Source organism: Kitasatospora sp. NPDC048298 (assembly GCF_043201465.1).
In the GTDB taxonomy this organism is placed as follows: Bacteria; Actinomycetota; Actinomycetes; order Streptomycetales; family Streptomycetaceae; genus Kitasatospora.
This window is the reverse complement of sequence record NZ_JBICYZ010000002.1, coordinates 302177-325485: the sequence shown is the minus strand read 5'-3', so window position 1 is coordinate 325485 and position 23309 is coordinate 302177. Positions and strand designations below refer to the sequence as shown.

The 23309-nt window shown below is 75.6% G+C and carries 15 protein-coding genes; 9 read left to right on the top strand and 6 right to left on the bottom strand.

All coding sequences use genetic code 11. The features are described 5' to 3' along the window. Positions 1-76: 76 nt before the first annotated feature. The gene (locus ACGF0D_RS02570; protein ID WP_392913683.1) at positions 77-952 is read right to left on the bottom strand and encodes an alpha/beta fold hydrolase; all 876 of its coding nucleotides are present in this window, start codon (positions 950-952) and stop codon (positions 77-79) included. Positions 953-1094: 142 nt separating this feature from the next. Continuing rightward, positions 1095-3173, bottom strand: a complete 2079-nt coding sequence (locus ACGF0D_RS02565; protein WP_392913682.1) for a DEAD/DEAH box helicase — start codon at positions 3171-3173, stop codon at positions 1095-1097. A 689-nt stretch (positions 3174-3862) separates the two neighbouring features. On the opposite strand from ACGF0D_RS02565, the gene ACGF0D_RS02560 reads away from it, so the two are divergent. After that, complete coding sequence (locus ACGF0D_RS02560; RefSeq protein WP_392873491.1) at positions 3863-4591, top strand: ferritin-like fold-containing protein; 729 nt, start codon at positions 3863-3865, stop codon at positions 4589-4591. Between the two features lie 19 nt (positions 4592-4610). On the opposite strand, the gene ACGF0D_RS02555 is transcribed toward ACGF0D_RS02560, so the two are convergent. The 3 genes from ACGF0D_RS02555 to ACGF0D_RS02545 form a co-directional block, all read right to left on the bottom strand. Continuing rightward, complete coding sequence (locus ACGF0D_RS02555; protein WP_392913681.1) at positions 4611-4937, bottom strand: hypothetical protein; 327 nt, start codon at positions 4935-4937, stop codon at positions 4611-4613. 141 nt (positions 4938-5078) lie between these two features. Further along, complete coding sequence (locus ACGF0D_RS02550; RefSeq protein ID WP_049660675.1) at positions 5079-5306, bottom strand: DUF3107 domain-containing protein; 228 nt, start codon at positions 5304-5306, stop codon at positions 5079-5081. 131 nt (positions 5307-5437) lie between these two features. Further along, positions 5438-6100 carry a TetR/AcrR family transcriptional regulator gene (locus ACGF0D_RS02545; RefSeq protein WP_392873485.1) on the bottom strand — a complete coding sequence of 221 codons (663 nt, stop codon included), beginning with the start codon at positions 6098-6100 and terminating at the stop codon, positions 5438-5440. 222 nt (positions 6101-6322) lie between these two features. Here ACGF0D_RS02545 and ACGF0D_RS02540 point away from each other — a divergent pair, with 222 nt between their 5' ends. The 5 genes from ACGF0D_RS02540 (at position 6323) to moeZ (ending at position 13064) form a co-directional block, all read left to right on the top strand. After that, positions 6323-7225: an alpha/beta fold hydrolase gene (locus ACGF0D_RS02540; protein ID WP_392913679.1), complete on the top strand. Its 903-nt coding sequence runs from the start codon at positions 6323-6325 to the stop codon at positions 7223-7225. 542 nt (positions 7226-7767) lie between these two features. Beyond that, positions 7768-9408 (top strand): DUF3492 domain-containing protein, encoded by a 1641-nt coding sequence (locus ACGF0D_RS02535; RefSeq protein ID WP_392913678.1) that lies wholly within the window; start codon positions 7768-7770, stop codon positions 9406-9408. Next, entirely contained in the window at positions 9408-10505 is a 1098-nt protein-coding gene (locus ACGF0D_RS02530; RefSeq protein ID WP_392913677.1) for a hypothetical protein, read from the top strand. The genes ACGF0D_RS02535 and ACGF0D_RS02530 overlap by 1 nt, the downstream gene beginning before the upstream one ends. A gap of 162 nt (positions 10506-10667) precedes the next feature. Beyond that, positions 10668-11657, top strand: coding sequence for an NAD-dependent epimerase/dehydratase family protein (locus ACGF0D_RS02525; protein ID WP_392873474.1), 990 nt, complete (start codon positions 10668-10670; stop codon positions 11655-11657). Between the two features lie 228 nt (positions 11658-11885). Further along, the gene (gene moeZ / locus ACGF0D_RS02520) at positions 11886-13064 is read left to right on the top strand and encodes an adenylyltransferase/sulfurtransferase MoeZ (RefSeq protein WP_392873471.1); all 1179 of its coding nucleotides are present in this window, start codon (positions 11886-11888) and stop codon (positions 13062-13064) included. Positions 13065-13122: 58 nt separating this feature from the next. On the opposite strand, the gene ACGF0D_RS02515 is transcribed toward moeZ, so the two are convergent. Then, complete coding sequence (locus ACGF0D_RS02515; RefSeq protein ID WP_392913676.1) at positions 13123-15879, bottom strand: flippase-like domain-containing protein; 2757 nt, start codon at positions 15877-15879, stop codon at positions 13123-13125. Between the two features lie 136 nt (positions 15880-16015). Between ACGF0D_RS02515 and ACGF0D_RS02510 the strand changes: the two genes are divergently transcribed. The 3 genes from ACGF0D_RS02510 to ACGF0D_RS02500 all read left to right on the top strand — a co-directional run bounded on the left by ACGF0D_RS02510 (position 16016) and on the right by ACGF0D_RS02500 (position 23212). Continuing rightward, on the top strand, positions 16016-16369 hold the full coding sequence (locus ACGF0D_RS02510) for an MGMT family protein (protein ID WP_392873465.1): 354 nt from the start codon (positions 16016-16018) through the stop codon (positions 16367-16369). Between the two features lie 44 nt (positions 16370-16413). Beyond that, positions 16414-19812 (top strand): ATP-dependent helicase, encoded by a 3399-nt coding sequence (locus ACGF0D_RS02505; protein WP_392913675.1) that lies wholly within the window; start codon positions 16414-16416, stop codon positions 19810-19812. 91 nt (positions 19813-19903) lie between these two features. Next, positions 19904-23212 carry a UvrD-helicase domain-containing protein gene (locus ACGF0D_RS02500; protein WP_392913674.1) on the top strand — a complete coding sequence of 1103 codons (3309 nt, stop codon included), beginning with the start codon at positions 19904-19906 and terminating at the stop codon, positions 23210-23212. Positions 23213-23309 lie beyond the last annotated feature (97 nt).

Below are 23309 nucleotides of genomic sequence, written 5' to 3'. Positions count from 1 at the left end.
AGACCACTATTGGCGGGGCGGCGGAACCGGCCCCGGCCGGCACGCGTCCGCGTGGACGGCGTCAGGCCCGGAACCGTCAGGCCCAGAACGCGGCCAGCGCCTCGGCCGTGGCGGCCGGCTGCTCGGCGTTGGGGGAGTGGCCGGCGTCCGCGACCACCACCCGGCGGGCGCCCAGGCGCTCGGCCATCGCGGTCTGCTCCGGCACCGGCCAGGCGTAGTCCCGAACCCCGGACAGCACCAGCACCGGCAGCCCGGCGGTGGCGGCGGCCAGCTCCGCCACCCGGTCCGGCGCGGCCACCAGGTGGCCGCCGGTGACGGACAGCGCCCGCGGCACGTTGGCCAGCCAACGCCGGTGCAGGAACTCCGCGACGGCCGGCTCCAGGCTCGGCCGCGGCTGCCCGCTCTCCGCCTCCAGCCGTCGCATCACCTGCCAGATCTGCTCCAGGTCCATCACCCGCAGGGCGTCCAGCAGCAGCTCGGTGCGGGCCGCCTCGGCCGGGTCGATCGCGCCCGGGCCGGTGGACACCAGCGTCAGCGACCGCCAGGGCAGCGGGCCCTCGGCCGCCGCGGCGAGCACCGCCTCGCGCACCACCTGGCCGCCGAAGGAGTGCCCCAGCAGGTGCGGCGGGGTGCCGTCGGCCGCCAGCGCCTCGGTGAGCGCCCGCACGTCCGCCCCGAGCGCCCCGACACCGTACGCCGCCGGGTCGTCCGGGCCGCCGGTCTGGTACTGCCCGCGCTGGTCCACGGCCGTCACCCGGTACCCGGCGGCCGCCAGCGGCTCCAGCAGCGCGATGAAGTCCTCCTTGCTGCCGGTGAACCCCGGCACCAGCAGCGCCGAGCCGCGCACCGGCCCGGCCGGCTCCGCCCGCAGCGCCGCGAACTCCCCGCGCCCGGTCGCCACCCGCTCGGCCCGCGCGCACCCGGGCAGCGTCAGAAACGGCGGCGTGCTCATGGGCTGTACTCCCTGCTGTCCTGCCGGTGACCTGCTGTCCTTCGGGCGACTCCCCGACGCCCCGAGCTTAGGGCGTGGAACGCCCGAGGGGGCGCGCCGGCCGGGTGGCCTGGCGCGCCCCCTCGGGGGAGTCACGGAGGTGTCAGCTCTCCGGGGTGGCCTCCACGGGCGCGGCGGCCTTGCGGGCCCGGGTGCGCTTGCGCGGGGCCGGGACCTCGGCGGCGGCCTCGGCGGCCGGGGCCTCCGGGGCGGTCTCGGCGACGGCCTTCGGCTTGCGGGCCCGGGTGGCCTTCTTGGCCGGGGCCGGAGCCTCGGCGGCCGGAGCCGCCTCGACGGCCTCCGCCGCAGCCTCGGCCTTCGGCTTGCGGGTGCGGGTCGCCTTCTTCACCGGGGCCGGAGCCTCGGCGGCGGCCTCGACGACCGCCTCGGCCTCGGCCACGACGGCCTCCGCCTTCGGCTTGCGGGTCCGGGCGCGGGTGGCCTTCTTGGCAGGGGCCGGAGCCTCGGCGGCCTCGGCAGCGGCCTCGGTGGCCTCGACGACGGCGACGGCCTCGGCGGCCGGGGCCTCGGCCGCGACGGCCTCCGCCTTCGGCTTGCGGGTCCGGGTGCGGGTGGCCTTCTTCGCCGGGGCCGGAGCCTCGGTGACGGCCTCGGCGGCGGCCTCGACGACCGCCACGGCCTCGGCCACGACGGCCTCGGCGACCGGAGTCGCCTCGACCGCCACCGCGGCCTCGACCGCGGCCGAGGCGGCGCCACCGCGCGAGCGGCGGCGGCGACGGCGCGGCGCGGCCTCGCCCTCGGCGCCCTCGACGGCCGGAGCCGCCACGGCGGCCTCGGTCACGGCGGCAGCGGCCTCGCCCTCGGCGCCGACCGCCGCGCCCCGACGGGTGCGACGGCGCTCACGGGTGCGGCGCGGCTTCTGCTCCTCGGTCTCGGCCGGAGCGGCACCGGCGCCCGGACGGTCGGAGCCGCCCTGGCCGCCGCGCCCACCGCGACCGTTGCCGCGGCCCGAGCGGCCGCCGCGTCCACCGGTCTCGCCGAGGTCCTCGACCTCCTCCGCGCCCAGCCCGGCGCGGGTCCGCTCCGAGCGCGGCAGGATGCCCTTGGTGCCCGGCGCGATCTTCAGCAGCTCGTACAGGTGCGCCGAGGTGGAGTAGGTCTCCTCCGGGTCGTTGAACGGCAGGTCCAGCGCCTTGTTGATCAGCTGCCAGCGCGGGATGTCGTCCCAGTCGACCAGGGTGACGGCGGTGCCGGAGGCGCCGGCCCGGCCGGTGCGGCCGATCCGGTGCAGGTAGGTCTTCTCGTCCTCGGGGCACTGGTAGTTGATGACGTGCGTGACGCCCTCGACGTCGATGCCGCGGGCCGCGACGTCGGTGCAGACCAGCACGTCGACCTTGCCGTTGCGGAAGGCCCGCAGAGCCTGCTCGCGGGCGCCCTGGCCGAGGTCGCCGTGGACCGCGCCGGCCGCGAAGCCGCGCTGGGTCAGCTGGTCGGAGACGTCGGCGGCGGTGCGCTTGGTGCGGCAGAAGATCATCGCCAGCCCGCGGCCCTCGGCCTGCAGGATGCGCGAGACCATCTCGACCTTGTCGAGCGAGTGCGCACGGAAGATGTGCTGCTCGATGTTGGCGACGGTCGCGCCGGTGTCGTCCGGGGCGGCGGCCCGGATGTGGGTCGGCTGGCTCATGTACCGGCGGGCGAGGCTGATGACCTGGCCCGGCATGGTGGCCGAGAACAGCAGGGTCTGCCGCTTGGCCGGCAGCATGGTGATGATCTTCTCGACGTCGGGCAGGAAGCCGAGGTCGAGCATCTCGTCGGCCTCGTCCAGGACCAGCGCGCGGACCTTGGACAGGTTCAGCTTCTTCTGCCCGGCGAGGTCCAGCAGTCGGCCCGGGGTGCCGACCACGATGTCGACGCCCTTGGTGAGCGCCTCGACCTGCGGCTCGTACGCCCGGCCGCCGTAGACGGCGAGGACACGTACGTTGCGCACCTTGCCGGCGGTCTGCAGGTCGTTGGTGACCTGGGTGCACAGCTCGCGGGTCGGGACGACGATCAGCGCCTGCGGGAAGTCGGAGAGCTGGTCCTCGGTGGCCCGGCCGGCGTCCACGTCGGCGCGCACGATGGCCCGCTCGATCAGCGGGAGGCCGAAGCCGAGGGTCTTGCCGGTGCCGGTCTTGGCCTGGCCGATGACGTCGTGGCCGGTCAGCGCGACCGGGAGGGTCATCTCCTGGATGGGGAAGGGGTGGACGATGCCGACGGACTCGAGCGCCTCGGCGGTCTCCGGGAGGATCCCCAGGTCCCGGAAGGTCGTCTTGATGGGTTCAGCGGTGGTGGACAGGGTGCTGCCTCTTCCGTTTTCGAAGGGGCCGAGAGCGAGCGGCGGGCGGGCAGCCGCGCGGCTGCCTACGGGCCTGGGCGGCCCTGATACAGCTGCGTGGACGCACAACCGCGCCGGTCCCTGCGGCCGGCCGGTGCGCGCTGCCCTGGTGCGGGGCGCGTCGCCGGCGGCGTCGGGGAGGATTCCCGTGAGGGACCTGCGCGGGACCTCCGCCTCGGGGCGTGGTCTCGGCGGCCCTCGCTCGGCCACTGATGCGGTGCCAAGGCTTGAAGTCCAAGCCATGGTCGGAGCCGATCGGCTCTCCGACCGGGCATCCGCGTACGTGAGTACCCGTGCCACCGGTGCGGACACGTCCGGCTGGACGGTGCCGCTACGGAGGGTTCGCGCGGGGTACCGAGACGGCGGTGACACCATGCGAACACGACGGGCTCCGTACCACCATACAGTCAGGCGACGAGTCGAACACGTGACGCGTCTGACATTGCCCCCGGCAACTGCCACCGGAGCGGCCGGTACGGCCGGTCACCAGGCGCGCCCGGGCACGGGGCGGCGGGGCGGGACTAAAGTTGCGGGTCATGGACACCAGTGGTGAGACGCAGGACGCGGCGGCCGGCTCGATCGGGGACTGGGCCGCGTGCTCGGCCGACCCCGGCTACCGGGCGGCCGTACTGGACCTGCTCGGCGCGCTCGCGTACGGCGAGCTGAGCGCCTTCGAGCGGCTCGCCGAGGACGCCAAGCTGGCACCCGACCTCGCCGACAAGGCGGCGCTGGCCAGGATGGCCTCCGCCGAGTTCCAGCACTACCAGCGGCTGCACGACCGGCTCGCCGAGATCGGCGCCGACCCGCAGGAGGCGATGCGGCCCTTCGTCGAGCCGCTGGAGCTGTTCCACCGGATGACGGCGCCCTCGGACTGGCTGGAGGGCCTGGTCAAGGCCTACGTCGGCGACGCCATCGCGACCGACTTCTACCGCGAGGTGGCCGTCCGGCTGGACGACGACACCCGCGACCTGGTGCTGAGCGTCATGTCCGACACCGGCCACGCGCAGTTCGCGGTCGACAAGGTCCGCCAGGCGATCGAGGCCGACCCGCGGTCCGGCGGCCGGCTCGCCCTGTGGGGCCGGCGACTGATGGGCGAGGCGCTCAGCCAGGCCCAGCGGGTGGTCGCCGAGCGCGACGCGCTGTCCAACCTGCTGGTCGGCGGCGTCCAGGTGCAGGGCTTCGACCTGGTCGAGGTCGGCAAGATGTTCAACCGGATCACCGAGGCGCACACCCGGCGGATGGCCGCCCTCGGCCTGGCGTCCTAGCCGCTCCGGGCCCGCCCGCTCAGGCCGCCCGGTGCCGCCGCGACGTGCGGTGGGCGCCGGAGTGGTGCGGGTGGTGCCGGTGCGCCGGGGCGCGCCCGGCGGCGAGGTCCGGCCGGGCCAGCAGCGAGGTGAGCACGCCCGCGGCCACCGCCGCGGCCACGACGGACACCGCGGGCTGGCGCCCGTCCACGCCGAAGTGCGCGACGACCCCGCCGACCAGCGCCGCCGCCAGCGCGGTGCCCAGCGTCAGGACGCGGGGGCCCCGGAAGTACGCCGGCAGGGCCAGCAGGGCGGCGCCGCCCGTGACCAGGCCGACGAGGGCGAAGGCGATCGACTCGACCAGCAAGGCTGCCTCCCGGGGGGAACGGGCGGGGTACGGCGGAGGGTGCCGCACCTTCCGCCGTACCCCGTCCGACCTGCCCGTACACGCGACGGTGCCCCGTCCCTGGTGGGAACGGGGCACCGGACGATCCTGTGCGGCGGCGCCTCAGGCGGTGCCGAAGCCGACCTTGCGGGCGGCCGACTCGCCGATCTCCACGTACGCCAGGCGCTCGGCCGGAACGATGATGCGACGGCCGTGCTCGTCGGACAGCGCGAAGATCTTCTCCGAGCCCTCCAGCGCCTTCGCGACCGCGCTCTGGACCTCATCGGCAGTCTGCGAGCTCTCGATCACGATCTCGCGCGGCGCGTTCTGCACGCCGATCTTGACCTCCACGGCTTCCGTCCCTCCGGGGTTGCAGCCTCCACGCACGGGCACCGGACCGCCTGGGACAAGCGTTCGCGGCGACCGTGCCGTACGGCTTCACCATAGAGCACCGGATCCCCGGCCCGACGAAGGTCGGCGGATCAGCCCTGGTGGGCGGTGCCCTCGCCGGGCTGCTCGCCCGCGTGCATCGGGAAGCCCTTCAGGCCGCGCCAGGACAGGCTGGCGACCAGCCGGACCGCCTCGTCGCGCGGGATCTCCAGGCCCTGCGAGAGCCAGTACCGGGCGGTGATCTGGGCCAGGCCGCAGACGCCGGCGGCGAGCAGCTTGGACTCCGCCTCGGGCAGGTCGGTGTCCTCCTGGATCACCTTGCTGACCAGCGTCGCGCTCGCCTCGGAGGCCCGCTCGACCCGCTCGCGCACGGCCGGCTCGTTGGTCAGGTCCGACTCGAAGACCAGCCGGAAGGCACCGGACTCGCTGGAGACGTAGTTGAAGTACGCCTCCATGGTGTTGGCCACCCGCTGCTTGTTGTCGTTGGTCGTCGACAGCGCCTCGCGGGTCGACTCGACCAGGGCGTCGCAGTGCTTGTCCAGCAGCGCCAGGTACAGCTCCAGCTTCCCGGGGAAGTGCTGGTAGAGCACCGGCTTGCTCACCCCGGCGCGGTCGGCGATGTCGTCCATGGCGGCCGCGTGGTAGCCCTGCGCGACGAACACCTCCTGGGCGGCACCGAGCAGTTGTTCACGGCGGGCGCTTCGCGGCAGGCGGGCACCGCGCGGGCGCTCCTGCGCCTCCTGGATGGCCGTCACGGCGCTCCTCACTTCGGGGTCTGTTCGCGGCTGGCAAGATGGCCGATTCTACTTTTCGGTAACCGCGCCCGCGTTCGGCGAGGGCGTGAAAAGACGGTCGGCCTTGTTGTCAGGAGCCCACAATACGGCGCTGACCTCGGCCTCGGCAGTGGTGGGACGCGGCCGTCCGGCGGCCGGACCGCCCCGGCGCCTGCGGGGGGAGGCTCACTACCATCGTCCACCATGAGCAGCGCTGAGCAGCAGGTACGTACGGTCGAGGTCCCCGGCGCGGTGCTCGCGGTGCACCGCCCCGCCGCCGGCGGCGCCGCCGACGGGCGCGAGCCCGGGCTCTTCGTACACGGCCTCGGCGGCTCGGCCGCCAACTGGGGGGCCCTGATGGACCGGCTCTCCGGGCACGTCGACGGCGAGGCCGTGGACCTGCCCGGCTTCGGCCGCTCCCACCCGCCCACCGACGGCAACCTCACCGTCTCCGGCCACGTCCGCGCGGTGATCGGCTACCTGGAGGCCTCCGGCCGCGGCCCGGTCCACCTGTTCGGCAACTCGCTGGGCGGGGCGGTCGCCGTCCGGCTCGCGGCCCTGCGCCCGGACCTGGTGCGCAGCCTCACGCTGGTCTCCCCGGCGCTGCCCGAACTGCCCCCGCAGCGCTCCGCCCTGCCGACCGGCCTGCTCGCGGTGCCCGGGGTGCCGGCGCTGCTGCGCCGGCTGTCCGCGGGCGGGCGCGACGCCGAGGCCGCCACCGAGGACCTGCTGCGGCTGGTCTACGGCGACCCGGACGGTCTGAGCCCGGCGACCCGCGCCGAGGCGGTGGCCGAGTACCGGCGCCGGCTGGAGGTGCCGCACGCGATGCAGGCGCTCGTCGGCTCGGCCCGCGGCATCGTCTCGGCGTACACCGAGCGCGGCGACCAGGCGCTGTGGCGGCAGGCCGAGCAGGTCGCGGCGCCGGTGCTGCTGGTGTACGGGCTGCGCGACAAGCTGGTCTCCTACCGCTCGGCCCGCCGCGCCTGCGCGGCGTTCGCGGACGCCCGGCTGCTGGTGCTGCCCGAGTCCGGGCACGTGGCGATGATGGAGCACCCCGAGGAGGTCGCCCGGGCGGTGCGGGAGCTGATCGCCCACGCCGAGGGCTGAGCCCGGGGCCCGCCCGCGGGGCCGGGCACCCGCCCGGGGTCGGGCGCGCGCCGCGGCGGTCCGACCGCGCGCCCGACCGCGCGCCCGGGCGGGCGCCACGCGGGCGGCCGCGCATACCGCCCGGTAACGCCCCGGTTCCGGTCGAGGTCACGTCAGTTCACTCGATCAGGTGGCAGGCAGGCAGGTGACCGATGGATCGGCCCGGGCCGGTCCTACCTTTCTGCTGTCGGACCGAACAGGTGTGGGGGCCCGCGGCCGCCGGAGGAACCGGAGGGCGGCCGCGGCCGAGGGGTCCCGGCGGGTCGGGCCCGACCCGCCGGAGCGAGCGGGCACCCGGGGGAACGGAACGCGGCGCGTCCGCGACCGGACCGCCGGCGGGCCGCACGGAGGCACCGCGGCGCCGGCCGGGGCCGACCGGACTCCCCGGCCCGACCCGTCCCCGCCACCCCGCGGGGCCCCGGGCCACTGCCCGGGCCACCCGGAAATCCGTCGATCCGTCCGTGATCCCGCCCAGCGAATCCGCTCTGCCCCGGAGGTCTCCCGTGCGCGTTGCCCTGCTCACCGAGGGTGCCCGTCCGCATTCCCGGCGTGGTACCGGGGACTGGTGCGACCGGCTCGCCGAGGGCCTGCCGGAACACGGGTTCGAGCGCTACCTGCTCGCCGGCCCGCAGGCCCCGGGCGCCGCGGAGCGGCCGTCGCCCGTGTGGCGCGGCACGTACGAGCTGGCGCCGTGGGGGCGCCGGCCGGGCGGACGGGCGGCGGGGCGTCTGCGCCGCCCGTCCGCGCCGCGCAGACGCCGGTACGCCGGGGCGTACGAACAACTGCTGCGGGCCCTGGTGCTGCCCGCCGAGCGGGCCGGCTTCGGGCCCGGGCTGTACCGGCTGGCGGCACTCGCCCGGGAGGACGGCGCGCTGCCCGCCTTCCTGGCCTCCGCGCACGCCCGCCGGCTGCTGGAACGGACCTGGCGGCTGCCCGGCGCGGACACCTCGGCCGGGCGGCCGCCGGTGTGCGACGTGCTGGTCGCCGCGGACCTGCTGGAGCAGTGCCTGCGCCCGCTGTCCGCGCCCTGGTACGGCACCGGCCCCGGCGGCCTCGGCGCGGCCGACCTGTGCCACGTGGTCGGCGGCGGTCCGGCCGCGCTGCCCGCCCTGGTGGCCCGGCACCTGCACGGGGTGCCGTTCGTGGTCACCGAGCACGGCCCGCACCTGCGCGAGCAGTACCTCCGCCACCGCGAGGCGCCGTACCGGTGGCCGGTGCGCGCGCTGCTGCTGTCCTTCTTCCGGGCGCTCACCGAGGAGACGTACCGGCAGGCCGCGATACTCACCCCCGGCAGTGCCCACGACCAGCAGTGGCAGCGCCGCTGCGGCGCCGACCCGGCCCGTACCCGGGTGGTGTACGAGGGCACGCCGGCGGTGGACCGCCCGGCCGCCGGGCCCGAGCCCGCGGCGCCGACCCTGGTGTGGGCCGGCGCGCTGGAGCCGGGCCGGGACCCGGAGCTCGCGCTGCACGCCTTCGCCCGGGTCCGCGCCGAGCTGCCCGGCGCCCGGCTGGTGGTGTACGGCGAGGAGACGGCGCCCGGCCACCGGACGCACTGCGCGGCGCTGGCCGAGCGGCTGGGGGCGGCCCCGGCGGTGGACTTCGCCGGCCGGCCCGGCTCGCTCGCCGAGGCCTGGGAGTCGGGCACGGTGGCGGTCTTCTCGGGACGGTCCCAGCGCAGCCCCCGGCTGCTGGCGGACGCGATGCTCAGCGGCCGGGCGGTGGTCTCCACGGACGTCGGGGTGGCCCGTGAGGTGGTCGGGCCGACCGGGCTGCTGGTGCCCGCCCGCGATCCGCGCGCCCTGGCCGGCGCCTGCCTGGCGCTGCTGCGCGACGAGGAGCGGCGCGGCCGGCTCGGGCTGGCCGGGCGGCTGCGGGCGCAGGAACGCTTCGCCGTGGAGCCGGTGATCGGCGCCTTCCGGGAGATCTACCTGGAGCTGGTCTCGCAGTACCCGGCCTTCCCCGACGGCGGGGGCGGCGGCGAGGGCGGGCCGGCGCCGCGCCCCTTCGCCCGCCCCGCCGAGTACTGGCTGGCCGACGGACCGCGCGGCGCCGGGCAGGCCTTCGCGCCGGGCGGCAGCGCGGACCCCGGCGGCCCGCGGGAGCCGGCCGGGCGGCGGTCGGCCGAACTCGCCGAGGCCGTCTGATGTCCGCCGCCACCCTGCTCGGCGGCAGCGCGGACCCGGTGCGCGAGGTGATGGCGGAGCACCGCGAGCTGTGCGAGCGCGCCGTCGACCCGCTGGAGATCGCCGCCGGGCTGGAGGAGGCCGGGCTCGGCCGGGACGCCGCCGCCCGCTGCCGGCACGCCGACCTGTTCTCGCTGGCCGAGGAGCTGTACGCCCGGGTACCCCGCCGCCCGCCGGTGCCCGGGCCGGCGGAGCCGCCGCGGACGGGCGGGGCCGCCGCCAGGGCCGCGCTGACCGCGGCCGCGCTGACCGCGGCCGCGCTGACCGCGGCCGCGCTGACCGCGGCCGCGCTGGCCGCGCCGCCCTGCGCGGGGGCGGCCGCGCTCGGCCCGCGCTGGCCGGTGCTGCTGTGCGCCGCCGTCCCGCTGGTGCTGCTGCCCGCGCTGACCGCGCCGCCCCCGGCCGAGCCGGCCCCGCCGGGCGCCGGGCCCGGTCGCCCCGGCGCCCGGCTCCGTCCGGCGGCGCTGGGCCACGGGCTGGGCCTGGCCGCGCTGCTGCTGCTCCCGCCGGCCGCGCCGGGCGGGGACCGCCCGTCGGCCGTCGCGCTGGCGGTGGCGGCGGCGGTGTCGGTCGGGGCGGCCGAGCGGACGGCCCGCTGGTACCGGCAGGTCGGCCGCGGCCACCTGGGCGCGGCGGGCACCCTGGCCGGGTTCCGGGCCCGGATGCGGCCGGTGCTCCCGGTCGCGCTGGCCCTGCACCTGGCGGTGCTCGGGGTGCTGAGCTTCGCCGCGCTGGCCGTGCTGGCCGTCGTCGCGCCACGCCCCGGACCCGGCCACGGCGGCGGGCTGCTGCACCTGGCGGCCGAGCGGGCCGGCCCCGCCCAGTGGGCGGCGCAGGGCGTGCTGGGCCTGCTGCTGGTGCTGCCGGTGCTGCTGGCGCGGTGCGGCCGGGCGACGGCCGCCGCGGCGGGGACGTCGGCCGGGGCCGCCGCGGTGCTCGGCCCGCTCGCCCTGGGGCGCTCGGCCCCGGAAGCGTGGCTGCTCGGCGGCGGCACCGTCGCGGTGGTGCTGCTGGCGTACGCCGGGGCGGTGCTCGGCCGGGCCGGCTCGTACCGCTGAGCGCCGTCCGCGAGCGCCCTCCGCCGGGCACGGCCGCCGAGGGCCGTCCGCCCGTTCCTTCGATCCACTCCGGGATCCACCGCGTGATCCCCGGTTTCGTCCCGTTCGTTGAACTCAGTCCGCCAGGTCGTCCCGAGCTGGCTTCGTGGAAGGACACCCCCGATGAGGGTGCTGCTGCTGGGCGCCGACGGCTTCATCGGCCGCCGGGTCACCGATCGTCTGCTGATGGACCAGGAGTTGCAGGTGACGGTGCTCGGCCGGCGCGACTCGGCCGACATCCGCTTCGACCTGACCACCGGGAGCCCGGGCGCGCTGGCCCGGTTCCTGGACGCGGTCGCGCCGCAGGTGGTGATCAACTGCGCGGGCGCCACCTACGGCAGCTCGCGCACCCTGATCCGGTCGAACACGCTGGCCGTCGCGACCGTCTGCGAGGCCATCCGGCGCAGCCGGGAGCCGGCCCGGCTGGTGCACGTCGGCTCGGCCGCCGAGTACGGGCCGGTGCCCGGCGGGGTGCCGGTGTCCGAGCAGGCCGAGCCGCGGCCGGTCGGCCCGTACGGGGTGTCCAAGCTGGCCGGGACGGAGCTGGTGCTGGCGTCCGGGCTGGACGCGGCGGTGCTGCGGGTGTTCGACGTGGTGGGCCCGGGGGCGCCGACCGCCTCGCTGTTCGGGCGGCTGGCCGAGGGCCTGCGGCGGGCGCTGGAGCGGGACGAGCACCAGGTGCGGATGCCGGACCTGTCCGGATACCGGGATTTCGTGGATGTGCGGGACGTCGCGCGGGCCATCCAGGCGGCCGCGGTGTCGGCCGCCACGGGGGTGGTCAACATCGGCAGCGGGCATGCCGTCCGGGCCCGGGACGCGGCCCAGCTGCTGGTGCGGGCCTCGGGCTTCGAGGGGCAGATCGTCGAGGAGAACCGGCAGGTCCTGCTGCCGGCGCAGGCCGTCGGGGCGGGCGGCGACCACCTGCCGGGCCACCACCTGCCCGGGCACCGGCCGGAGGGGCACCGGCCGGAGGGGCGGCCGGTGCCGGGCGAGCCGGTGCCGTGGCGGCAGGCGGACGTGCGCACCGCACGGGACCGTCTCGGATGGCGGACGCAGGTGCCGCTGGAGGAGTCGCTGGGCGACGTCTGGCTGGAGACGGCCTGTCGGGTGTGAGCGTGCGGGGCAGTGCCCCGAGCCCGTCAACCACGGGCTCGGGGCGCCTTCCGGGGCCCTGGCGCGGGTTCCACGATCCGACGTGGCCCGTCTCGCCCATCGGACGGGCTGTCTCGGAATAGTGTCGGGGCGTGACACTGTTGGCCTAGACAGCCACCCGCGTGGCGGAGCGACAACCCCGCACCGAGGTTGGCCCTGGCCACCCGAACACGACCCATCGGAGTCCCCGTGTCGTTGCCACCCCTGGTCGAGCCGGCCGACGAGCTCACCGTCGACGAGGTCCGCCGGTACTCCCGCCACCTGATCATCCCGGACGTGGGCATGGCGGGGCAGAAGCGGCTGAAGAACGCCAAGGTGCTGTGCGTCGGCGCCGGCGGTCTCGGCTCGCCGGCCCTGCTGTACCTGGCCGCCGCCGGTGTCGGCACGCTGGGCATCGTCGAGTTCGACGTGGTCGACGAGTCGAACCTGCAGCGCCAGGTGATCCACGGCCAGTCGGACGTCGGCCGTTCCAAGGCGGAGTCGGCCCGCGACTCGGTCAAGGAGATCAACCCGTACGTGAACGTGGTGCTCCACGAGGAGCGCCTCGACAACTCCAACGTCATGGAGATCTTCTCCGGCTACGACCTGATCGTGGACGGCACCGACAACTTCGCCACCCGCTACCTGGTGAACGACGCCGCGGTGCTGCTCGGCAAGCCGTACGTGTGGGGCTCGATCTACCGCTTCGACGGCCAGGCCAGCGTGTTCTGGGCCGAGCACGGCCCGTGCTACCGCTGCCTCTACCCGGAGGCCCCGCCGCCGGGCATGGTCCCGTCCTGCGCCGAGGGCGGCGTGCTGGGCGTGCTGTGCGCGTCCATCGGCTCGATCCAGGTCAACGAGGCGATCAAGCTGCTGGCCGGCATCGGTGAGCCGCTGCTCGGCCGGCTGATGATCTACGACGCCCTGGAGATGAACTACCGCCAGGTGAAGGTCCGCAAGGACCCGAACTGCGCCGTCTGCGGTGAGAACCCGACGGTCACCGAGCTGATCGACTACGAGGCCTTCTGCGGCGTCGTGTCGGAGGAGGCGCAGGCCGCCGCCGCCGGTTCGACCATCACCTCGCAGCAGCTCAAGCAGTGGCAGGACGACAAGGAGGACATCTTCCTCATCGACGTCCGCGAGCCCGGCGAGTACGAGATCGTCAACATCCCCGGTGCGGTGCTGATCCCGAAGAACGAGTTCCTGATGGGCGACGCGCTGGAGAAGCTGCCGCAGGACAGGAAGATCGTGCTGCACTGCAAGTCGGGCGTGCGCTCGGCCGAGGTGCTGGCCGTGGTGAAGGCCGCCGGCTTCGGCAACGCCGTGCACCTGGGCGGCGGCGTGCTCGGCTGGGTGAACCAGATCGAGCCGCACAAGCCGGTCTACTAGGAGTGCAACGGAGAAGGGCCCGCCGGACGGCGGGCCCTTTCCCGTGTTCCGGGGCGGCTCAGAGCGCGTTCTTGCGCTGGAGCACGTTGTAGGCGATCCAGCCGGGTATCACCGGCAGCCAGAAGGTGAGCGCCCGGTAGAGGAAGACCGCCGGGGTGGCGACCGCGGGGGAGACGTCGGCGACGGTCAGGGCGCCGATCAGGGCGACCTCGACCGGGCCGATGCCGCCCGGGGTGGGGATCGCCGAGCCGGCCGCGTTGGCGGTCAGGAAGACCACCGCGACGGCCGAGAAGCTGATGTCCCCGCCGAAGGCCTGCACCGAGAAGTCCAGGCAGGCGGTGAAGGAGAGGGTCAGCAGCAGGATGCCGCCGAAGCCGGTGACCAGCTTGCTGGGCGTCTGCATCAGGTCCAGCATCCGCGGCACCACGCCGAAGAACAGCGAGCGCAGCCGGCCCAGCACGAACCGGCGCAGCGGCGCGACGGCGGCCACCACCAGGGCGAGCACGGCGGCGGACAGCACGCCGATGATCACCGCGCGGGAGGCGGAGAGGTCCCCGTTGGTCTGGCTGCCGGTGATCAGACCGAAGCTGAACAGCAGCAGCAGGTGCCCGGCCAGGCCCGCCAGCTGGGAGGCGCCGACCGAGGCGACCGCCTGGCCGGAGCGGATGCCGGCCTTCTGCAGGTAGCGGGTGTTGAGCGCGATGCCGCCGATCGCGGCGGGGGCGACCAGCTTGACGAAGGAGCCGGCCAGCTGGGCGGCGACGGTGCGCCGGAACGGCAGCCGCTCGGGGACGAAGCCGGTCAGGCTCATCGAGGCGGCCACGTAGCTGAAGGCGGCGGCGAGCAGCGCGGCCGCGGCCCAGGCCCAGTTCATCTGGGAGAGCTTCAGCTGGGCCGGCTTGATGGTGGTCAGCGCCAGGTAGGCGGCGAAGGTGAGCGCGATGACCATGATCAGGGTCTTCGGCTTCAGCCGTTCCAGCTTGGCCGGGGCCATCGGGGCCTCGGGGGCGATCTGGAGGATCTGGCCGCGGATGCGGCTCAGCAGGTCCTCGCCGGCCGCCGCGATGTCCTCCTCCGCCTGCTGCTGGGTGCGCTCGCCGGCCGCGACCTGCTCCAGCGCCCTGGCCCGGGCGGCGGTCTTGCGCTCCTTGGTGAGCTTGGCGAGGTCGACCCGGGTGGAGCGGCTCATCCCGACCGGCTGGAGCAGCGGCAGCGCCTGCGCCACCCGGTCGGCGCCGAGCACCGCGTTGGCGGTGGCGACGGCCCGCTCCGGGCCGATCCGCAGCGCGAAGGTGGTGAGCAGCTGGGCGACGTCGATCCGCAGCGTCAGGTCGGTGGCGGCGATGTCGCCGCCGGAGAGGTTGACCAGGCAGCCGGACCGCTCGTCCACCACCAGCAGCGACTCGCCGGTGAGCCGGCGGTGGGCGATCCGGCGCTCGTGCAGGGCGGCCACCGACTGCCAGATCGAGGCCATCACCCGGTCGGTGACCTCCTCGTCGGCCAGCTCGTCCAGGGTGCGGCCCTCGACGTTCTCGTACACCAGGATCGCGGCGTCCGGGCCGAGCTCGGAGGTGGCGACCAGCTGCGGCGCGCGGGCGCCCGAGGCGGCCGCCGCGTACGCGATCAGGGCCTCCTGCTCCAGCGCCTGGCGCAGCGACTGGGGGCTGCGGCGCACCGCGACCGAGCGCAGCCGCAGCCGCCGCCAGGCCCGGTAGAAGAAGCCGGAGGCCTGCTGCTCGCGGTCGATGATGTGGACGTCCAGCTGGGGCCCGGCCTGCTGGGTGACGTGGTAGCGGCGGGTGCCGCCGGGGGCGTCGGGGGCGCGCACGGCGCCGGCCGGGGTGAAGCCGACCTTGCGCAGGCCGATCATCAGGTGCTGGCCGGTGGGCCGGATGTTGGGGGAGCCGATCGCGTACAGCGTGCCGTAGGCGACGGACCAGCCGATCAGCACGGTGAGCAGCAGCGACATCGGGGTGGTGTAGCCGCCGAGCAGCTCGGTGACGCCGCTGAAGACGACCACCACCCACAGGGCGACCCGCCAGCGCGGTCTGCTCGACATGCCGACGGCGGTCATGTAGGCGATCACCGGGGCGAGGTAGCCGTGCACCGGGTCGGTGAGGGTGCCGTTGCTGTCCATCGGCAGCCGGGTCAGCGCGTCCCGGATGTGCTCGGAGGCGCCCTCGGCCACCCACCAGTCGATGCCGAGCGAGACGCCGTACGCCAGCACCGAGGCGAGCACGCCGTCGGCGACCCGCAGGCCGTCGCGTTTGATCAGCCGCTCGACGGCGAAGGCCAGCGGCACGGCGAGCACCGCGACGCTGGAGAGCAGGCCGGTGATGGTGGAGAACACCGCGGAGAAGTGCGGCGCGTTGGAGGCGATGTCCTGCTCGATGCCGGTGGTGGTCGAGGTGGCGATGCCGGCCAGCACGAAGACGGCGACTATCCCGAGGACGCCGGCCAGGAAGCGGATCAGGTCGGACGGGCGGTGCGCGCGGGCGGCGAGCAGCGGCTCGTCGACGTCCAGGTGCGGGGCGTCGTCCAGGGCCTCGTGGTCCTCGGGCGGGGTGGCGGGGGTCTGCGGGACCCGCGCGGCCGCCGGCTCCGGGGCCGCGGTGGTCTCGACCGGGGGCGGGCCGGGCTGTCCGGGGGCCTTCGCTGGTGCGGGGGTCTTGATCGTCCGGTCCTTGATCAGGGAGACTTCCGGCGTCGGCCCCGGTTCGGGCCGGCCCTTGTTCTCGCTCCCGGGCGGCGACGGCACGGCGGCGGTGGACTCGTCGGAGTCCTTGTCCACGCCCACGTCAGCCGTCCCGGTCATCTGGTCTTGTCCTCGTATCACCACTCACCGCCCCGGAAGATGGTGGCATGCCCCGGCGCCCCGTGCGGGACAGGGGGCGGATCGGGCGCGGCGCATCCTTCCTTGCGGGGCCGCGGGTGCGCCCCCGTAGGGAAGGATGCCGCAGGTGACGGACGCAACACACGAAAGCCTTCCGGATGCCCTGCCACCCTTCGTCGAACTGGTGCTCGACCTGACCGAGCGGATTCCACCCGGCAGGGTGATGACCTACGGCGACGTCGCCGAATACCTCGGCCAGGGCGGCCCCCGACAGGTCGGCCGGGTGATGGCCCTGTACGGCGGCTCGGTGCCCTGGTGGCGGGTCATCCGCGCGGACGGCCGCCTGCTGCCCGGCCACGAGCAACGCGCCCTCGCCCACTACGGCGACGAGGGCACCCCGCTGCGCGAACTCGCCGACCCGCCCCGGGTCGACCTCGAACGGGCCCGCTGGGACGGCCGGGAAAGTCGCTGAAACCGCCGCACGGATCGGATTGACGGGGCAGGATCGTAGGCTCGATGCGGGCGGACCCACCACGGGCCCGCCCCCGCCGTGCCCCACCGCCCGACCCCAGGACCAAGTACGTGAGCTCCCCCTACCGGCTCGTGCGCAGCCCGCTCGTCCAGCCCGACCCACCCGTGCTGGACGCCTACCAGCGCGCCGTGGTCGAGCACGCCGGCGGGCCGCTGCTCGTCCTGGCCGGGCCGGGCACCGGCAAGACCACCACACTCGTCGAAGCCGTCGCCCGGCGGATCGAGGACGGCACCGACCCCGAGCGGATCCTCGTCCTCACCTTCAGCCGCAAGGCCGCCACGGAACTGCGCGACCGGATGTCCGGCCGCCTCGGCGGCTCGGCCGCCGCCCCGCAGGCCACCACCTTCCACTCCTTCTGCTACGCCCTGCTGCGCGCCCACCAGGACCCGCAGGACTACGCCGAGCCGCTGCGGCTGCTCTCCGGCCCCGAGCAGGACGTCATGGTCCGCGAACTGCTGGCCGGCGGCGCCGAGGACGCCAGGCTCGGCAACTCCCGCATCCGGTGGCCGCTGGACCTGCGGGCCTGCCTCACCACCCGCGGCTTCGCCGACGAGGTCCGCGCCGTCCTCGCCCGCAGCCGCGAACTCGGCCTCGGCGAAGCCGAACTGGAACGCTTCGCCCAGGGCGTCCAGCGCCCCGACTGGGCCGCCGCCGCGCACTTCCTGGCCGACTACCTCGACGTCCTCGACCTGCGCGGCGTCCTCGACTACGCCGAACTCGTCCACCGCGCCGTCCTCCTCGCCGAACGCCCCGACGTCGGCGAGGAACTGCGGCGGCGCTACGACGTCGTCTTCGTCGACGAGTACCAGGACACCGACCCCTCCCAGGTCCGGCTGCTGCGCCGGCTGGCCGGCGGCGGACGCGACCTCGTCGCCGTCGGTGACCCGGACCAGTCGATCTACGCCTTCCGCGGCGCCGACATCAACGGCATCCTCGACTTCCCGCAGACCTTCCGGCAGGCCGACGGCAGCCCCGCCGAGGTCAAGGTGCTCAGGGTCTCCCGCCGCTCCGGCGCCGTCCTGCTCGCCGCCTCCCGGGAACTCGCCCGCCGGATGCCGATGGGCCGGCTGCCCGCCGACAAGCTCGCCCAGCACCGCGCCCTGCTGCCCTCCCGCGAGGGCGGCCGGGTCGAGGTCTACACCTACCCGACCCCCGGCGCCGAACTCGACTCGATCGCCGACCTGCTGCGCCGCGCCCACCTGGAGGACGGCGTCCCCTGGGGCGAGATGGCCGTGCTCGTCCGGGCCGGTGCCCGCTCCATCCCCGGCGTACGGCGGGCACTCGGGGCGGCCGGCGTCCCGCTGGAGATCGACGGCGACGACCTGCCGCTGCGCGAGGAACCCGCCGTCGCCCAGCTGCTGCTCGCCCTGCGGGTCTGCGCCGAGCAGGCCGCCCGGGACAAGCAGGGCGACCCCGACGCCCCCGACCCGCTCACCACCGAACTGGCACACGCCCTGCTCACCGGCCCGCTCGGCGGCCTCGACGGCTCCGACCTGCGCCGCCTCGGCCGCGCCCTGCGCGAGGAGGAACGCGCCGCGCTGCGCGCCGACGCCAAGGCCCGCCCCGGCCCCGCCGCCGCCCCGCGCCCGGCCGCCGAGCTGATCCGCGAGGCCCTCGCCGAACCCGAGCGCCTCGTCGCCCTCGACCCCGCGCACGCCCGCCGCGCCCGCGACCTCGGCACCCTGCTGCGCAAGGTCCGCGAACAGCTGGCCGGCGGCTGCACCGCCGAGGAGGCCCTGTGGGAACTGTGGGACGGCAGCCGCCGCTGGCGCGAGCGCCTGGAACGCGCCGCCCTGCGCGGCGGCGCGGCCGGCCGCAACGCCGACCGCGACCTGGACGCGCTGTGCGCCCTGTTCGAGACCGCCGCCCGCGCCGAGGAACAGGTCACCGGCCACCGCAGCGCCCTGGACCTGCTCGCCGAACTCGAAGCCCAGGACATCGCCGCCGACACCCTCACCGTCCGGACCGTGCGCCCCGAGGCCGTACGGCTGATGACCGCCCACCGCTCCAAGGGCCTGGAGTGGCGCCTGGTCGTCGTCGCCGGCGTCCAGGACGGCCTCTGGCCCGACCTGCGCCGCCGCGGCTCCCTGCTGGAGGCCGACCGGATCGGCCGCGACGGCCTCGCCGAACCGCTCTCCCCGGGCGCCCTGCTCGGCGAGGAGCGCCGCCTCTTCTACGTCGCCGCGACCCGCGCCAGGGAACGGCTGATCGTCACCGCCGTCAAGGCCCCCGCCGACGACGGCGACGAGCCCTCCCGCTTCCTGCGCGAGCTCTACCGCGAGGACGTCGACCCCAGGACCGGCAAGGTGGTCCGCCGCACCCCGCCCGCCACCGTCGAGGACGTCACCCACCGCCCCCGCCGCCCGCTGTCCGTCGCCGCCCTCGTCGCCGAACTGCGCGCCGTCACCGTCGACCCCGCCCGCTCGCCCGAACTGCGCCGCGCCGCCGCCGAACGGCTCGCCACCCTCGCCGCCGCCACCGACGAGGACGGGCTGCCGCTGGTGCCCGCCGCCCACCCCGAACGCTGGTGGGGCCTGGACGACCCGACCTCCGCGCCCGAACCGCTGCGCAGCGCCGACGCGCCCGTCCGGCTGTCCGGCAGCGGACTGGAACAGCTGGAGAGCTGCTCCCTGCAGTGGTTCCTGGACAAGGAGGTCAAGGCGCGCGGCGCGGGCTCGGCCGCCCAGGGCTTCGGCAACGTGGTGCACGCCCTCGCCGACGAGGTCGGCTCCGGCCGCACCCCCGCCGACCTCGCCGTGCTCATGGAACGGCTGGACACCGTCTGGGACGCCCTGGCCTTCGACGCGCCCTGGAAGTCCCAGCAGGAGAAGACCGAGGCCCGCGCCGCCCTGGAGCGCTTCCTCAACTGGCACGTCCTGGAACGCGGCCGCGACCTCGTCGCCACCGAGCACGGCTTCGACGTCACCCTCGACGTCGGCGGCGTCGCGGTGCGCATCCGCGGCTCGATGGACCGGGTCGAGAAGGACTCGGCCGGACGCGCCTACGTCGTCGACTTCAAGACCGGCAAGCAGATACCCACCGACAAGTCGCTGCCCGAGCACAAGCAGCTCGCCGTCTACCAGCTCGCCGTCCGGGCCGGCGCCCTGAACGAGCTGCCCGGCTTCACCGCGCACCCGCCCGACACCGGCGGCGCCGAACTCGTCCACCTGCGCGAGCCCGCCGCCAAGGCCGCCCAGGACGCCCCCAAGGTGCAGCGCCAGGAGCCGCCCCAGGGCGAGCCCTGGATCGAGAACCTGCTCGCCGAGGCCGCCGGGAAGGTCCTCGCCGAGCGCTTCGTCCCGCAGACCGGCGGCGGCTGCGACCGCTGCGCCTTCCGCCGCAGCTGCTCCGCCCAGCGCGACGGCACCCAGCTGGTCGAGTAGCCGGTCGGGCACCGGCGACACCGCCGGTCGGGCAGCGCACCCGGGCACCGGCGAGGCGAAGCTTGTCCGTCGCTCCGGTTACGGTTGCGGGGTGACCGCCGTGCTCAGCCATCCCGACCAGCTCAAGGAGCTGCTGGGGATCCCGTTCAACCGGGAACAGATGGCGGCCATCGCGGCCCCCCTCGAACCGGCCGTGATCGTGGCCGGCGCCGGCTCCGGCAAGACCACGGTGATGGCCGCCCGGGTGGTCTGGCTGGTCGGCTCCGGCGCCGTACGGCCCGAGGAGGTGCTCGGCCTCACCTTCACCAACAAGGCCGCCGCCGAACTCTCCGAACGGGTCCGCGCCTCGCTGCGTCTCGGCGCGCTGGGGGTACCCCCGGCCGGAGGCTGGGGGAGTGTCGCCGACCGGGACGCCGCCGAGCCGCTCGGAGACCCGGAGATCTCCACCTACCACGCCTTCGCCGGCCGCCTGCTCAAGGAGCACGGCCTGCGGATCGGCGTCGAACCGGACGTCCGGCTGCTCGCCGACGCCACCCGCTTCCAGCTCGCCGCCAAGGTGCTGCGCAGCGCCCGCGGCCCCTTCCCCGCGCTCACCGGCACCTTCGCCAACCTGGTCGCCGACCTCACCGCACTGGACGGCGAACTCGCCGAGCACCTGGTCGAACCGCAGACCCTGCGCGAGTACGACGAGGGTCTGCTGGACACCCTCGCCACCGTCAAGCTGACCAACGACGACCTGCGGGCCGTCCCGGCCGCCGCCCGGGCCCGGCTGGAGCTGCTGCGCCTGGTCGAGGACTACCGGCGCCGCAAGCGCTCCGCCGGGCTGATGGACTTCGGCGACCAGATCGCCGCCGCCGCCCGCCTCGCCCAGCAGCGCCCCGAGGTCGGCGAGCTGCTGCGCGGCCAGTTCAAGGTGGTGCTGCTGGACGAGTACCAGGACACCTCCGTCGCCCAGCGGCTGATGCTCGCCGGCCTGTTCGGCGCCGGCCCCGCCACCTCCCCCACGGGCGGCGGCAGCGGCCACCCGGTGACCGCCGTCGGCGACCCCTGCCAGGCGATCTACGGCTGGCGCGGCGCCTCGGTGGCCAACCTCGACGAGTTCCCCCGGCACTTCCCGAAGGCCGACGGCCGCCCCGCCGACCGCTACGCGCTCAGCGAGAACCGCCGCAGCGGCGGCCGGCTGCTCGCCTTCGCCAACGAACTCGCCGCCCCGCTGCGGGAGATGCACGAGGGCGTCGAGGCGCTGCGCCCCGCCCCCGGCGCCGAGCAGGACGGCTTCGTGCGCGCGGCGCTGCTGCCCACCCACGCCGAGGAGATCGACTGGCTGGCCGACTCGGTCGCCCACCTGGTGCGCACCGGCACCGCGCCCGGCCGGATCGCCGTGCTGTGCCGCGGCGGCGCGGCCTTCCCGGACATCCACGCCGCGCTGGTCGCCCGGGAGGTGCCGGTCGAGGTGGTCGGCCTCGGCGGGCTGCTGCAGCTGCCCGAGGTGGCCGACCTGGTCGCGGTCTGCGAGGTGCTGCAGGACCCGACCGCCAACGCCGCGCTGGTGCGCCTGCTGATCGGCCCGCGCTGGCGGATCGGCCCGCGCGACCTCGCCCTGCTCGGCCGCCGGGCCGCCGACCTGGTGCGCACCGACCGGCCCGAGGGCGTCGAGGCGCTGGCCGCCGCCGTCGCCGAGGCCGACCCGACCGAGGTGGTCTCGCTGGCCGACGCGGTGGAGACCTTCCTCGAAGCCCCGTCCGGTGAGCAGGGGAAGACCGACGAGCTGCCGTTCTCCGCCGAGGCGCGGGTGCGCTTCGCCCGGCTCGCCGTCGAGCTGCGCGACCTGCGCCGCTCGCTCGCCGACCCGCTGATGGACGTGCTGCACCGGGTGCTGTCCGTCACCGGCCTGGAGGTCGAACTCGCCGCCTCCCCGCAGGCCCTGGCCGCCCGGCGGCGGGAGACCCTGCACGCCTTCCTGGACGTCGCCGCCTCCTTCGCCGACCTCGACGGCGACCCGGGCCTCGCCGCCTTCCTCGGCTTCCTGCGCGCCGCCCAGGAGTACGAGCGCGGCCTGGACAGCAGCCTGCCCGGCGGCGAGGACACCGTGAAGGTGCTCACCGCCCACAAGTCCAAGGGCCTGGAGTGGGACGTGGTCGCCGTCCCCGGCCTGGTACGGGGCGCATTCCCGTCATCGAGCCCGCGCGAACGCTGGACGAGCACCAAGCGGGTGCTTCCGCACGCCCTGCGCGGCGACGCCGAAACCCTGCCCGACGTGCGCGGTGGCTGGAACGGGAAGTCGATGACGGCGTTCCGCAAGGAGCTCGCCGAGCACTCAGCCGTCGAGGAACTGCGCCTGGGCTACGTGGCGTTCACCCGGCCCCGGTCGCTGCTGCTGGCCTCCGGGCACTGGTGGGGGCCGAGCCAGAAGACCGTCCGCGGCCCGTCCGCCTTCCTGGAGCAGCTGCGCGAGCACTGCGAGCGGCCCGGCGCCGGCGAGGTCGAGCACTGGGCCGAGCAGCCGGAGAAGGGCGCCGAGAACCCGGCGCTCGCCGCCCCCGTCGAACACCCCTGGCCGCTGCCGCTGGACCCGGCCGCCCAGCACGCCCGCCGCCGCGTCGCCGAGGTGGTGCGCTCGCGCGTGGCCGGGGCGGTGACCCGCCCGCTCACCTCCGGTCCCTCGGGCCAGGCGCAGGGCGGGCCGGAGGAGATGGCCCCCGAGGACCAGCGCCAGGTCGCCTCCTGGGACCGCGATCTGACCGCGCTGCTGGGCGAGTTGGAGCGCTCCCGGCGCACCGCCCGGGACGTGCCGCTGCCCGCCGCGCTGTCCGCCACCCAGCTGCTGCGCCTGGCCGCCGACCCGGACGGCTTCGCCCACGAGCTGGCCCGCCCGATGCCGCGCCCGCCGCAGCCGGCGGCCCGGCGCGGCACCCGCTTCCACGCCTGGGTGCAGTCCCGGATCGAGCCGCTGCTGCTGGTCGAGCCCGGCGCGCTGCCCGGCGCCGACGACGACGGCATCGAGGACGAGCAGGACCTGGAGCGGCTCAAGGAGGCGTTCCTGCGCACCCCGTACGCGCAGCGCAAGCCCCACCGGGTGGAGGCGCCGTTCCAGCTGGTGCTGGCGGGCCGGGTGGTGCGGGGCCGGATCGACGCCGTCTACCGGGAAGATGACGGGTTGTCGGAATCCGGTGGTGCGTCACGCTACGAAGTGGTGGACTGGAAGACCCACCGGGAGGAGACCGCCGACCCGTTGCAGCTCGCGGTCTACCGGCTGGCCTGGGCCGAGCACGCGGGCGTCGATCCCGAGCAGGTCACGGCTTCGTTCCTGTACGTCCGCAGCGGCCGGATCGTCCGTCCGACAGGACTTCCCGGCCGAAAAGAGTTGGAACGGCTCCTGATCGGGAACAGTGACTATTGAGTCACGCAGAGCATCCAAGTCATCACGCCAGTGCCCGAAACCTGTGCGTCGTGCACGTTTCGCGCCTATTGTGGGGTCGGTAACCGGTCAACCCCCG

Excerpts from the sequence above, each read along its gene's own strand:
- ACGF0D_RS02570 (WP_392913683.1), bottom strand. The coding sequence starts at position 952 with ATGAGCACGCCGCCGTTTCTGACGCTGCCCGGGTGCGCGCGGGCCGAG.
- ACGF0D_RS02565 (WP_392913682.1), bottom strand. The coding sequence starts at position 3,173 with ATGACCCTCCCGGTCGCGCTGACCGGCCACGACGTCATCGGCCAGGCC.
- ACGF0D_RS02560 (WP_392873491.1), top strand. The coding sequence starts at position 3,863 with ATGGACACCAGTGGTGAGACGCAGGACGCGGCGGCCGGCTCGATCGGG.
- ACGF0D_RS02540 (WP_392913679.1), top strand. The coding sequence starts at position 6,323 with ATGAGCAGCGCTGAGCAGCAGGTACGTACGGTCGAGGTCCCCGGCGCG.
- ACGF0D_RS02530 (WP_392913677.1), top strand. The coding sequence starts at position 9,408 with ATGTCCGCCGCCACCCTGCTCGGCGGCAGCGCGGACCCGGTGCGCGAG.
- ACGF0D_RS02525 (WP_392873474.1), top strand. The coding sequence starts at position 10,668 with ATGAGGGTGCTGCTGCTGGGCGCCGACGGCTTCATCGGCCGCCGGGTC.
- ACGF0D_RS02515 (WP_392913676.1), bottom strand. The coding sequence starts at position 15,879 with ATGACCGGGACGGCTGACGTGGGCGTGGACAAGGACTCCGACGAGTCC.
- ACGF0D_RS02510 (WP_392873465.1), top strand. The coding sequence starts at position 16,016 with ATGCCGCAGGTGACGGACGCAACACACGAAAGCCTTCCGGATGCCCTG.
- ACGF0D_RS02505 (WP_392913675.1), top strand. The coding sequence starts at position 16,414 with ATGCGGGCGGACCCACCACGGGCCCGCCCCCGCCGTGCCCCACCGCCC.